At 30.5% G+C, this 13,310-nt stretch carries 9 protein-coding genes; 5 read left to right on the top strand and 4 right to left on the bottom strand.

All coding sequences use genetic code 11. The features are described from left to right. Positions 1 to 106 precede the first annotated feature (106 nt). The 4 genes from FYJ55_RS04855 to FYJ55_RS04840 form a co-directional block, all read right to left on the bottom strand. A complete protein-coding gene (locus tag FYJ55_RS04855; protein ID WP_154555882.1) occupies positions 107 to 1,717 on the bottom strand; it encodes a coiled-coil domain-containing protein in 1,611 nt (536 codons plus the stop codon). 20 nt (positions 1,718 to 1,737) lie between these two features. Continuing rightward, the gene (locus FYJ55_RS04850) at positions 1,738 to 2,529 is read right to left on the bottom strand and encodes a hypothetical protein (protein ID WP_154555881.1); all 792 of its coding nucleotides are present in this window, start codon (positions 2,527 to 2,529) and stop codon (positions 1,738 to 1,740) included. A 525-nt stretch (positions 2,530 to 3,054) separates the two neighbouring features. Continuing rightward, positions 3,055 to 3,384, bottom strand: coding sequence for a gamma-glutamylcyclotransferase family protein (locus FYJ55_RS04845; protein WP_154555880.1), 330 nt, complete (start codon positions 3,382 to 3,384; stop codon positions 3,055 to 3,057). A 96-nt stretch (positions 3,385 to 3,480) separates the two neighbouring features. Next, positions 3,481 to 5,142, bottom strand: a complete 1,662-nt coding sequence (locus FYJ55_RS04840) for a hypothetical protein (protein WP_154555879.1) — start codon at positions 5,140 to 5,142, stop codon at positions 3,481 to 3,483. Between the two features lie 209 nt (positions 5,143 to 5,351). Here FYJ55_RS04840 and FYJ55_RS04835 point away from each other — a divergent pair, with 209 nt between their 5' ends. The 5 genes from FYJ55_RS04835 (at position 5,352) to FYJ55_RS04815 (ending at position 13,196) form a co-directional block, all read left to right on the top strand. Then, positions 5,352 to 6,047, top strand: coding sequence for a hypothetical protein (locus FYJ55_RS04835; protein WP_154555878.1), 696 nt, complete (start codon positions 5,352 to 5,354; stop codon positions 6,045 to 6,047). Positions 6,048 to 6,553: 506 nt separating this feature from the next. Continuing rightward, entirely contained in the window at positions 6,554 to 7,801 is a 1,248-nt protein-coding gene (locus FYJ55_RS04830; protein ID WP_154555877.1) for a DNA cytosine methyltransferase, read from the top strand. Continuing rightward, the gene (locus FYJ55_RS04825; RefSeq protein WP_154555876.1) at positions 7,802 to 8,560 is read left to right on the top strand and encodes a hypothetical protein; all 759 of its coding nucleotides are present in this window, start codon (positions 7,802 to 7,804) and stop codon (positions 8,558 to 8,560) included. It abuts the gene before it with no gap. Next, a complete protein-coding gene (locus FYJ55_RS04820) occupies positions 8,553 to 11,729 on the top strand; it encodes an AAA family ATPase (protein WP_154555875.1) in 3,177 nt (1,058 codons plus the stop codon). Before FYJ55_RS04825 ends, FYJ55_RS04820 begins: the two co-directional genes overlap by 8 nt. Positions 11,730 to 11,738: 9 nt before the next feature. Next, the gene (locus tag FYJ55_RS04815; protein ID WP_154555874.1) at positions 11,739 to 13,196 is read left to right on the top strand and encodes a 5-methylcytosine restriction system specificity protein McrC; all 1,458 of its coding nucleotides are present in this window, start codon (positions 11,739 to 11,741) and stop codon (positions 13,194 to 13,196) included. The last annotated feature ends 114 nt before the right edge of the window (positions 13,197 to 13,310 follow it).

Below are 13,310 nucleotides of genomic sequence, written 5' to 3'. Positions count from 1 at the left end.
TATGCACAAGAATCTACAATATCCAGGACAGTCATGTTCAATATCTCATTCTATTTTTAATGTGATTGGTTCCTTATCAAATCAAATTCGAGATGTTTTACCTGTCCTATAAATATACTAGCATCAAGTCGTACCAGCCTCTAAATGGACTTGCTCCTGTTCCTGCTTCTCCATATCCCCATGCAAGGTTTTCAGAATATCCATATACGCCGGAGTGATTGCCTTCTGCCTGTGCGTAGTTAGCATTGACCTGAGCAACAGCCATAGCAGCCATGCTTACTTTTGGTGTAGACAAGCCATTCTGTTTACGAAGCTTGTCGTATTCTTTTAAGTAAGCAATACTAGCCTGCATATTTTCTAGACTTGTTGCATCTCCAGCCTGTCCCATATGTGTATAAGAAGCCAGTTCGCCTCGACTTGGAAAAGCGTTGTTCACATTGAAAATCTCTTTTAGAGCGTCGTAGCAGCCAAGGGATTCGAAATATCCTTTACTTCCAGCTGTCAAGCGACTTAACTCTGTAGCGTACTTGGATTCAAAATCAGCAAGATTCTTCTTTGCCTGTTCCAAAGGGCTGGAAGTGCTGTTGTAGTCGTTCAAGGCTTTGTCGTAATCTGCTTGAGCTTTGTCAACTTCACTTTGAGCATTCGCAATCTGTGTGTTTAAAGCTGAGATTTCATTATTCTTGGCTTCAATTTCTTTTTGATTTGCATCGTAGTCAGTTTGAGCTTTGTTTAATGATTCCTGTGCATTCGCCAAGTTTGTTTTTGCTGTTTCTAATTCTCCAACAGCTAATTCATAATTTGTTTGTGCAGTCTGTTGAACGTTAACAGCTGCATCGTAAGCTGTTTGAGCCTGTGTCATTGCTTCTGACAACGCTGTTACATTATTTTGAGCTGTTGCCAAGTCAGCTTGAGCAGTTTCTAATTCTGCCTTTGCGTTCTCAATACCGTTTTCATCTTCAAACTGATCAACAACGGCTTGTTTTTCAGCAACAATATTTGTTTTTACAGTAACGTCAGCCACTGCATTATTATATGCAACTGAAGCTTCTTCAACAGCCACCTTTTTCGCTTCTGCATCCGCAATTGCGTTCGTCAATTCAGTGTTAGCAGCATCTGCTTTTTCCTGTGCTGAAGTCAAGGTTTCATTTGCTGTTGCTTGTTCGGATTTTGCTGTTTCCAACGCTGTTGTTAAATCTGCAACGTCTCCTAAAGAAGCAAGCTTGTTTTGAAGTTCTGCCAGTTCAGTCTTCTTTGCATCCAAATCTTTTTGAGCCTGTTCTAAATTAGCAGAAGCTTGTTCATTCAACGTTGTTTGTTCTTCTAATTCTTTTTTAGAATCATTGATTTGTGTTTCTAACGATTCGATTTCATTAAGAATAGGTTGCAATTCGTTCATGATTGCATCATATGTTGTTTGATAGTTTTGTTTTACTGCTGCATCACGAGCATCATAAGCAGCCTGTACAATTTCAACCTGCTTAGAAGCGACGTTAGAAGCTCCCTTTGCTGAATCAACAGCAATCTTTTTGTCTTCCGTAGTTTTCTGAGAATCATGTAGTTTAGATTCTAATTCATCAGATTTTGTCATTGTTTGTTTAACATACGCAACATGACTCGTTGTAGCACTAATATTCATCATGTTTGAACTTACACCTTGTAAAGCAGTCATTCCTGCAATTACACTCATTAAAACTTTTTCGTTTGTATGTTTCATAGTTTTTTTCCTCAACTTTCCTAATCTAAATTGTATTGATTTAATTCTGTCGCATTTGAACTTGGAATATAATCCAAATCCTGTCTTACACTTCTTGCGATAACTACATATACTGGATATTCAAAATACTGATCTGAATATTCACCACAATGTTTGCATCGAAATGGAATCTTATAACGTTCAAGATGTTCACTTATGTATCCAGATACAACAATTCGATCTTTTTGATGTATAGAATCGTTCATTATTTCAGCAATTCTATGAAATCCATGCACATAAACTAGATTTAACCGTTCAGTACCCGATTTAATTTTTTCTGTAATCGATTCCTTTAAAATCTCTTGTGCTGCTTTAGGACGATTATTAGCTACTGAGAACCATGTATGGTTTAAGCTTGTCTTGATCGGATTTGGAATGACTCCACTTATAGAAACGGAATTTATTCCTACTGAATCTGGAAATATGGATCCGGGTGAAACCTCAAAATCATCTAGGATAATATCTGTGCGTTTTGCACGTCTTGAACGCGTACTCACTTCACCACAATGTGGACACTTCATAACTTGAGTTCTAATATATTCAAAACAAGCAAGTCGTCCTGTTGCCACAAAATAATCTCCAGCTTGAATTGAATCTTGTGCTCTTGTGATTAAATCTTTGTCAACAATCACACATTTAATTCGTTCAAACTTAGGGATATCGTATCGATCAATATCCAAAACAATTTCTAAACCCTCTTTGTAAAAATCATCCTTACAAATTCTTGGTTCTTCAGCTACAATACCTGCAATTCTACATTTATTTATACTCATAATAATTTCCTCCTTTTCGTATAAAATAAAATTTAAAATCAATTTGCTAACAAAGAAGTCATCAATACAACTAGATGACACAGAATATCTTTTTTAAATAGACTTGCAATTTTCAAAGCCATCAACACTTTAATACTCCATAGCCTCATCCTTTCTTACCTCCTCGTCGTCGTTTTCACGGCTTAATCATATCGCGATATATAAATCAAAAGTTTTTTGTGAGACTGATTCCCCATCTACATCATTTGTAACAATAGTAGAATCATTCTTCACATCAATTTTTTCTCCTCTTTGATTACGCCTTCATTCTAAATCGAATCTTCTAAACAATCAGAAGTATGAGACTAGTTTCCCATTTAAAAAGTTAATTACAATTTTCGTACTTAGAATTTATTCAAATCAATCCGATCAATTACTATCACAAAAAACACCCACAAAGGAGTATATTTTTTCTCCCTGTGGGCACCAATTTTAATTATTTGTATAAGTAGATTTTTGTGAATAATCATTTGTTTTATCTTGCATTTATTTTTCATCATGCCCGATATATTCATATACAATACCTTTTAATACTTCTTGATTTACATATATATCGACATCTACACATTTAAACAAATACCCTTCACACTCATATACATCAACATTTCTTTTGGTTTCTTCATCAATTTGATAAACCTCTCCCTCTACAGTTTCATTTTCACAAACAACAATCCCAGGATAATAAACCATATCTATTTTTTTATATCCTTTAATAATACCCTTTCCTAAACATTGGGAATTTTCCAATAAATCATGAGCTCTTTCATTTTTCTTAAGAGTTCCATATACAAATAAAATATACTTTGCGTTGTTCATATTTTTTATACCTCCTACACCCTTAGTCTATAAGAAAAAAATAAAAAGATTGAATTCTGAGATTAATTCCCCATCTTCAATCTTTCAAATTATTTATTAAGACTGTGTTTTAATTTTATGCCTGTTTCCATTTTTATCTACTGCATAGTAGACTGGTTTTTGATTTTCAAAATCTAAATCTACTTTTCCTACTACAATACCATCCTCAGTATCAAGTCGTGTAAATGATCCCATTTTATTTAAAGTTGATAAACTTTCTGTTACAATTCCATATTGTCGATTATAGTATCGTTCAGAACAATAACTTTTAATATACCCATTATAATCATCTTTTTTTAGTTGTTTTAAATAAGATAAAAAAACATCATCTTGATAATTCACATCAACTTTTTTTGCGTATTCATCTAAAACATTTCTTGCATAACTTGATAATTGATGATAAATCTTTGTCACAATATTATTATATATAGCACCTGTTATATCACGTTCTACACCGAGCATACGACAATATTTTATATCACTACTATCATTAGTTACTTCCTTAAAGCACTTTTCAGACAACGCTAATAAACGTAGCGTCAACAAATAGACTTCTTCCATTGATAAAACCAAAAAAATTGGATGAACTGATTGTTGAGCATATAGTGCTTTATTTTGCCTTTGTATTGGTTTATCGAATTCTTCAGTATCGTCTAAATTTTCTCTAAAATATAATTCTTGACGATAATCATTTTCCTTTAATTCTTTAATATATTCTTTAGTAGGATCACCATCTTCTAATTCATTGGCATTTGCATTTTCATCAATATCTTCACTATAATAGATGGCTTTTACAGTTCCAGCAGTAGACACATAACTCGTCTTCTTATTTCCTTTAAAAACACATAAAGCTTTACAGAACGGAAACGCAACGTTCAAAAAATAATAATCTGAATCATGATTCAAACTTTTCCAATATCCTCTTTGTTTAGATCGAGGCTGGTTTCCACTACCACCTTTCAACGTAATCTCTTTTGAAAATACATTCATTCCCATGAAATCATTAATTTCTTTACGTGTCTTAGGCAAATGCATATACTTCATCAATGATACAGCATTTTCTAATGTTCCATAAGTAACATTAGAAATAAAGTCTTCAATCGTATTCCAATAATCATCATAAAATTCTTTATCCTCAACATATCTGTCATGATCTTTATCTAAAGAAAAACGATCTGCACTATTTACATTAAAACCAGGCACATTTAGATTCGATTCTCCTTTATCATCTTGTTTTTTATCTAACCATTTCCAATTGATTTTTGAAGACATATATGGTGATAATTGTTTTTTGATTTTTCTAACAATGTTTTTATACTGTTCAAAATATTCAAAATCATTTATATAAGCACTCAAAAGTAAAACTTCAGTCAATTGATATACTTCTGTGGCATTTAAAGCTACAAATACAGGATGAATCGTATCTAACTCATCTGATTTTGAACCAGATATCCAAGTTGATTTTCTTTGCCCCTCTTCTTTCTGCTCATAAAAATGTACCGGAATATCTGTATCAAATATTTGAAATACACTGTTTTCATCCCGTTTTAAATATTCATTGATTTCTTTATTCTTATTCATTAAATTATCTTCATATAAAAATTTTGCGATATCTTCTTTGGTACGCGGATAATGCGTAAACTTAATCAATTCAATCATTCTCTCCACATATCGAATTGTTTTCTTTTTTAAATTTTTTTGTGTATTAAATTTTTCCATACCAAATATCTCCTTTTCGTATTTATTATAGAATACAAAATCAAAGCCATCACAAGTTATGAGACTATTCTCCCATTTTCATTTATTACATACATAGTAAGACTTAAACCTAGATAAATCAACTGCATTCGGGGAACCAGTCTCATATATTAAAAAGATTAAATACATTAGGATATGATTAAACCGTAAAACCACAAGGAGGAAAAATTATGTCATTAATTATTGGCTACAACTTTAGTATTACAATCGAGGATCAAATGTATTGTGACTTAATAGAAGGAACAACAGATATTCTTACAATTCCATTTACTAAAGATTCTATTTTTAAAGGAGACTTTTTAACACTATCACCTATTTCTAATCCTAATAAACATGCTGACTTTGAAATCATTGGACACGTAAGATCTGTTGAAGACAAAAATGGTACTCCAATTAAGAAAACCATGCGAGTAAAACAAATTGTTGATGACTCAAATGAAAATGTATCATCTGCTCAAAATCACATGAACTATTTAAAAGCGGTTGACAAAAAAATTGATCATAAGCTCCAAAAATTGGGTGATAAAATCAAATCTAATCTTATAACAATCGAAGAGAAACAAAGATTGTTAAATGTAACAAATGCATTTCTACATGATTTAGAATGTAGACGAGAAATGTTAGATATTATGAATGCGCATGAAGCATTTGAAAAATTCAAAATCAAGCTTGATGATGAATATCATTTGGGCATTGCAATCGACGAACACGATAGGCGCAATGATAGTTTTAATTATCAAATTAGCGAGCTAATGAAAGAAAATAATACATTAGAAAAAGAGATGGATGATCTAAACCATTTAAAACAATATATTTCTAATGAAATCCGTTCATGCAAAGATGAAATTGAAAAGCAATCGTTTTAGCTGTAAAAGAAGAGCGCTAATCAATTAAATAATAACTAGTTATTACATTGTAAACAGTCTCTTAAATCTTAAGTTAGATTATTCTAAGTTAATAATTAGTAATTCACAATAAACGAGTATAAAGTGAACCTCCTTTAAATAGTCAAAAATTTAAAGACGGTTCACTTTTATCATGCTTAAAATCTTTCGGAATCAGAAAAAAGAATTCAATCCTTATACACTAATTTTTAATATCCTTATTTTAACAGCCTACAAATTGAGAGGCATTTCAATTTTACATATGTTGCTTTGTGTTAATAGATATTTTTTACATTATATATATTAAATATTCTCTCTTTTATACATAATATTGAAAAAGAAAATAATTTTTTGTTCAACTTAGTCTGTATTTCTTATATAATTATCTTTGAGCGTAAAAAATATTACGCTAGCAATCTTGTGATTGCTTAATTTAAGCTTTAAAACATAAAATTTTATTAGATATGTAGAATGTGGTAGGGATAAACATGAAAAAAAACATTAATTTTATTGATTTATTTTCAGGATGCGGTGGTTTAAGTGAAGGCTTCTATGAACAAGGATTCACAGGTATTGCTCATGTAGAATGGGAAAGTCCCATGGTTAACACATTAAGAAATAGGCTTGTCAAAAAATGGGGTTATACAGAAAGCAAAGCAAATGCTTCGGTCATCAAATTTGACATACAAAAAACCAATGAACTATTAAACGGTAATTGGTCTGAAGACACAATCAAACTTTACTCAAAAGATAATAGCTCAGTTGTGATTGAAAAAGGGATAGATGGACTAGTCGGAAATGCAAAAGTAGATGTTATTATAGGCGGACCACCTTGTCAGGCATATTCCATTGCGGGAAGAGCTCAAGATCCAAATTCAATGAAAGATGACTATCGAAATTACTTATTTGAAAGTTTTGTAAAAGTAGTGAATCATTACAACCCAAAGCTGTTTGTATTCGAAAATGTACCTGGCATTTTAAGTGCTAACCCAGGTGGAAAGCCTGTTATCAACAGGATATATAAGGCTTTTGAGGATATTGGATATGAAATCCGAAAGCCTAATGAAATGAAAAAATCAATATATTCTGCAGCCGATTTTGGTGTGCCACAGGACAGAAATAGAGTTATCATTTTCGGGGTCAAAAAAAATGGTGATATAAAATTAGAAGATTTATATACTGAATTATCAAAACTAAAAAGCAACGGCCCTCGTAAAACAGTTAAAGATGCTATAGGCGAAATGCCTAAATTTATTCCATTGGAAGCTCCATACAAATGCGGAAGAAAAAACATATCACATGAGGTAATAGGTGAAAATAATTATTCGTTAAATGAAGCAAGGTATCTAAACAAAAGGGATATATCAATATATAAAGAATGGGTAGATAATAATATGAATAATCTACCTACTCAAAAAAAATTAGAATATTATGCTAACAAAGTTGGTAAGAAAACAAATCACAATAAATATCGTAGTTTAAATTGGGACAAACCTTCTCCTACTATCGTATCTCATTTATATAAGGATGGTCATATGTTTATTCATCCTGATTCTAGCCAAGCTAGATCCATAACAATAAGAGAAGCTGCAATACTTCAGTCATTTCCAAATGATTTTATTTTTTTAGGTTCAAATGCATATTGCTATAAAATGATAGGAAACGCTGTACCAGTGTTATTTGCAAAAAAAATAGCTGAAGCAATTGAAAACATTTTAGAAAGGGATGAAATATAAATGAATAATACATCGAAAAAAACTTTAAATGTACTTGTAGCTTGTGAAGAGAGCCAAAGAGTTTGTTCAGAATTTAGAAAGTTAGGTCATAATGCATTTAGTTGTGATATTCTTCAATGTAGCGGAGGACACCCTGAATGGCATTTCAAGCAAGATGTTCTAGAAGTCATTAAAAATAAAGGTGGAATTCTACAAAACGGAACAAGCAAGTTTATTGAAGGAAACTGGGATATAATGATTGCACATCCTCCATGCACTTTTTTAGCAGTTAGCGGTGCAAAATGGTTCTATCATCCAGATGATAAAAATTTACCAATCGATCAAAGAAGGCCACATCCAAAATTTCCTAACAGAGCAAAAGACAGAGAAGAAGCAGCATCTTTTTTCATGGCATTAGCAAACGCCAATATTAAATATATTGCTATTGAAAACCCTGTAGGAATCATGAATACCCGTTTCAGAAAGCCTGATCAAGTAGTACAGCCTTACTTTTTTGGAGATAGTGCATCAAAAAAAACTTGTCTATGGTTAAAAAACCTACCACCTTTGAAGCCAACTGAGATGGTTGATCCTGGTGAGTTTATTGAATTCGGCAGTGGTAAAAGGTTACCAAAATGGTACTCTGATGGATTAACAAAAACTAAGAACGCAGCAGAAAGAAGAACTTGGCGAAGCAAAACATTTCCTGGATTTGCAAAAGCAATTGCTATTCAATGGAGTGATTTTGTTATAAAAGAATCGGAAAACAACTATGATTAATGACAAAATTTTTATAGGACCTCCAGGAACAGGAAAAACTTTTAAAGCTAAATACTCTGCAATTTGTATTATATGGGAATATTTGCAAGAAAATTCTGTGGATTTAGGTAATAAAACACGTTATTATGATCCAAATAATTTTTGTGAAGACTCTTTTAACTATGTTCAGAATCATTTTTTATCAGATAATGGAAATAGTTTAATCAAATTAATTTCAATGCATGATGGCATGACTTCATCTGATTTATTATTTGGAATTAGTTTACAAACCACAAACGGTCATACCTCATTTCAAAATATCGAAAAAACAGTAGTGGAACTAATATCAATATTAAATAACGAAGATAAAGTCGCAATTTTAATATTAGATGATATAAATCGCGTAGACACATCAAATGTTCTAGGGGAATTATTATATGCATTCTCTCATAAAGGTGATGAAATTACACTTTCAAATGGAAAAAGAATTTCAGTTCCTCATAATTTACATATATTTATGACTATGAATGAAGTATTTCCGATGTTCAACCTTGATATAAGCCTAGTCAACACATTTGAGTTAGAATATCTTCGAAACAATGAAATGCAACTAATAAAATCTATTAATAATTGGATTTTTAAATATTATTATTTTACTTGTTTGTCAGATGAAGATATAAATATTATCATTAAAAGCAAAAAATTAATTATAGAAAAACTAGATGAAATGAGAAATGATGGCAACATTATCAAAGATGAGTTTCTGAAACTTTTGAAGATTGACATTAACAGTTATTTTAACGAACAGAATTTAGATATTTTAGAATATTGTGTCCAAACAAATGAAAATAGTCATTACTTTTGTGAAGATGATATAAAAAAGCCAAGAAAATACCGTGATGTTATTCAAGCTGCAAATTTAATCTTCACAATATACAAGAAATACTACAGCCAATACAAAGCAACTAGTATTCATGCTAATTCATTAAAAGTATCTGCTTTGTCAGAATGGCAAAAATATAACAATTTTATTTCTTCAAGAATTAGTATTGATTACAGAGCTCAAATAGATTTGTTTCATTTAGGAATGGCATACTTTTTACCACATAATAATGTGTCTTTATACGAAGCAAAAAGTATGATAATCCATCAAATAAGAGGCCAAGTAATCCCTTTAATTAAACAATATATATATGATGGTATTCTTGAAAATGGTGACATTCCTTCATATGATGTCACTTCAACAAGATATCAATTGACAGATATGTTTGACGATAAAATTTTAATTAATAAAAAATACAAATATGCTGATCAATTTGACAAGGGCATCAGAAATGGTTCTTTTGATGACCTAAGAAATCCTGAAAACAGAAGTCATAGATATAACCCTCATTATTCATTAGTATTTTCAATAATTGAAACTATTGTTAATTCACACTTAATCAGCTATTGGCAACTAATGGATTTACTATGTAATGATTTTAATATTATAAGAAAGCAAAGCAATGACAGCATACATCACTATGATGGAGGATTACTTGCAGAAAAAAGCATAGCAGCCACAATATTGGCGGGCGATAACGCAAGAGGTAACGAAACGTTAAAAGCATATACAGAATCATTACATAAATTCAAATATAAAGGGAAAGAATATCTATTGTTTAGTAAATATTCTTTTCCTCGCCGCAATCTTAATTATTCAACTGAAGAATGTAGAGAAAAAGAAATAACCCTTAACAGAAGAGATTCTTATCTAATCGTTAAAGTCTTAATTTACGATTATTTTTTACAATATAAATCTAATATTAATGGATATTTAAACGAAAATGATCAAATAAATTCATCCATAAAAAATGAATTAGCTTCAACTGCAAGTAAAATTGATCAAACATTATTAAAAATCGATTCTATAGAATGGCATGGTGATGATATTAACGAACGATTATGCAATCTATATAAAGACATTACCAGTTTAGATTTGTGGAAAGATATGAAAAATAGAAATCTGAAAGGAGTATATATGGGATTAAATAATAACTATCAAGCAATTATGGATGCAACTGGAATACACCAAATAATACTACAGGGGCCTCCAGGAACTTCAAAAACATATGGTGCAAAGAAATTTTTAGCTGAGAAATTAAATATAGTTGATACAGATGGAAAATGGAAACAAGAGATTCTGGAAAAAAACAGATTAATTTCTAAAGATGATAAGTATGAGTTGCCTGATACATCAACCAATCTTTTTTGGGATATCATTCAATTTCACCCATCCTATACATATGAAGACTTTGTTAGAGGCATCACTGTTAAAACAAAAAATAAAGATTCAAAATTAAAAGGAAGATTATTTTCAAATGATAGTAATTCAAATTATGAAATCGAATTAGATAACTCTTCTAGTTTGTATTACGATACTGTCAACAAAGTTCTTGGAAAAATCGCTCAAATTGCCCAAGAAAATCCTAATAATAATTTTTATTTGATTATAGACGAAATCAATAGAGCCAATTTAGCAACTGTCTTTGGTGAATTGATTTATGCTTTAGAGTATAGAGATGGAAAAGGTGTGTCAACCCCCTATATAGTTAATGGAAGTCCAAATATTATTGTACCAAATAACTTATATATAATTGGTACAATGAATACAGCCGATAAATCAATAGCCTCTATTGACTACGCTATCAGAAGAAGATTTTTATTTTTTCCAATTTTGCCAAATATCGTTACAGTATACGACAACGTTGAAAAAAATATTGATTCAATTGAATTAAAACTCTTTTATTTAACTGAAAAATACTTTGATGCATATTATAATAAGGACGATTATAACATTGATGACATAAAAATTGGCCATACTTTCTTTTTGAGAAAACAGATGTGTGGACAAGATAATGATTTTCAGAATCAAATGAAATTGAGATTTATTTATCAAGTACTTCCTGTAATGAAAGAGTACTTAAATGATGGAATTCTAACCAACGAAAGAAATGTTGACGCTTTTAGTGAAAACGAATCAGATACTCTAGATGAATATTTAACTACATTTGAAAAATTATTAAAAACTAGCGACTATTCTAAAGTTGAAAAATTATATAATGATTTTTTGAGTATATTAAACACCAACAATTCAGCTCTTAATAGTCTAATAAAATCTGAAATTGAATCCCGCAATAACAGTGATTAAAAGGTGTCTATGAAAAATTTAGAATCCAAAAAAATACGTTTATTTTTCAAAGAAAGTAACGGTGATTACATTAAAGATTGGTCACCTATACCAAGGGAATTTAGAATCCCCTCTTCGACATTCGTTGCTGATAACATGAACAATACTGACGAGGAATTTATGGGTCTGTTTAAAACAACAAACAACACTTATAGAACTAGTGGTACTATTGGTGTTGGCTGGTTAAAAGATTCTCAAAGAAAAACGATTATAGATGATACAGGCAATGCTTGTGCAATATTAATTAAACCTAGATTTAAAGTTTTAGATCCATGGGAAATGTTAGCAGAAGTCTTTGCTGATCCTGAATACGAAAATTATATCCTTGAAAATGGGCCATTTTATAAATTCAACGTTTCTGAAAAAATGATTCCAATTCCTTCAACAGAAAAAGGTGGAGAGTTTTTAGCAGCATTATCTTTTCTTAATATATGTAGCAAACTCTGTAGACGACATCTATCTCGTCAAATCTCTTTTACTGAAGAAAATCTTAATGGAAAAATTATTGGAAGCATTGATATGGCAAAACATATTAAATGTAATGTCTCCAAAGGAAGAGAAGATAGAATATATTGTAGATATCCTACATTTACCTTAGATAATTTAGAAAACAGAATTGTTAAAGCCGCTTTGATAAAATCGCATAGAATAATCCAAAGCAATCATGCTAAAAGCGAAAATATAAATAGGCTGTTTTCATATTGTCTTTCTTCCTTAAAAACAGTTAGAACAGTTAAAATATCAAAAAGTGATTTTAATAAGATTAACACTACAGGATGCAACTCTAATTATAAACCGGTAATAGAATTGGCTAAAACAATCCTTTTTAATAAAGGTATATATGATTTATTTAATTCAAACACAGATGATGAGTATAGATTTGTCATACCTTACACAATAAATATGGAACGTCTTTTTGAATTCTATATTAGATCAATAATAAAGAAAAAGCTTCAAAATGAAAGAAACAGCCTTTATAAACTAGATACTTACCGTTCAAAAGATACCAATCCATTAAAAGTTTATGAAGATAACCCCACAAAAAAGGTCTACTTAATGAATTCATACATTCCAGATATTTCAATATATACTGAAATCGATGGTGAAAAAAAATACATTGCAGTCTTTGATGTCAAATATCAACACAGTACCAATCAGGCATACGCCTCATCCATAAGGCATAATACGCATCAACTACTTTTTTATACACTGTTATTAAATGTTAAAACCTGTGGTTTTATATTTCCTAGCGAGCAATATGCTGAATCCATTGAGGATGGTATATCACTAAATATTATGAATGGTAACAGAATAAAAAATACAGATGAAAACATTATTAAATATTATCAATTATTAATGAATTTAACATCTGAATCCGACTGTATAAAGTCAGTAAATCAAATATTAAAAGTAATCAACAATAGTTAATATATCCTAACCAATATATTTATTTAATGTTTTTAAGCGTAATAATTCCAGCAAGTATCTCCTTCTAGATACTTGCTTTTAGTATATATAAAAAATTAAGATTCTTTTTAAAAT

The organism is Holdemanella porci (assembly GCF_009696075.1).
GTDB lineage: Bacteria > Bacillota_I > Bacilli_A > Erysipelotrichales > Erysipelotrichaceae > Holdemanella > Holdemanella porci.
The sequence above is the reverse complement of the archived record's forward strand: the minus strand, read 5'-3'. Positions and strand labels throughout refer to the sequence as shown.

What these genes read in the sequence shown, in the direction of transcription:
- FYJ55_RS04855 (WP_154555882.1), bottom strand. Translation starts at nt 1,717, where the DNA reads ATGAAACATACAAACGAAAAAGTTTTAATGAGTGTAATTGCAGGAATG.
- FYJ55_RS04850 (WP_154555881.1), bottom strand. Translation starts at nt 2,529, where the DNA reads ATGAGTATAAATAAATGTAGAATTGCAGGTATTGTAGCTGAAGAACCA.
- FYJ55_RS04845 (WP_154555880.1), bottom strand. Translation starts at nt 3,384, where the DNA reads ATGAACAACGCAAAGTATATTTTATTTGTATATGGAACTCTTAAGAAA.
- FYJ55_RS04840 (WP_154555879.1), bottom strand. Translation starts at nt 5,142, where the DNA reads ATGGAAAAATTTAATACACAAAAAAATTTAAAAAAGAAAACAATTCGA.
- FYJ55_RS04835 (WP_154555878.1), top strand. Translation starts at nt 5,352, where the DNA reads ATGTCATTAATTATTGGCTACAACTTTAGTATTACAATCGAGGATCAA.
- FYJ55_RS04830 (WP_154555877.1), top strand. Translation starts at nt 6,554, where the DNA reads ATGAAAAAAAACATTAATTTTATTGATTTATTTTCAGGATGCGGTGGT.
- FYJ55_RS04825 (WP_154555876.1), top strand. Translation starts at nt 7,802, where the DNA reads ATGAATAATACATCGAAAAAAACTTTAAATGTACTTGTAGCTTGTGAA.
- FYJ55_RS04820 (WP_154555875.1), top strand. Translation starts at nt 8,553, where the DNA reads ATGATTAATGACAAAATTTTTATAGGACCTCCAGGAACAGGAAAAACT.
- FYJ55_RS04815 (WP_154555874.1), top strand. Translation starts at nt 11,739, where the DNA reads ATGAAAAATTTAGAATCCAAAAAAATACGTTTATTTTTCAAAGAAAGT.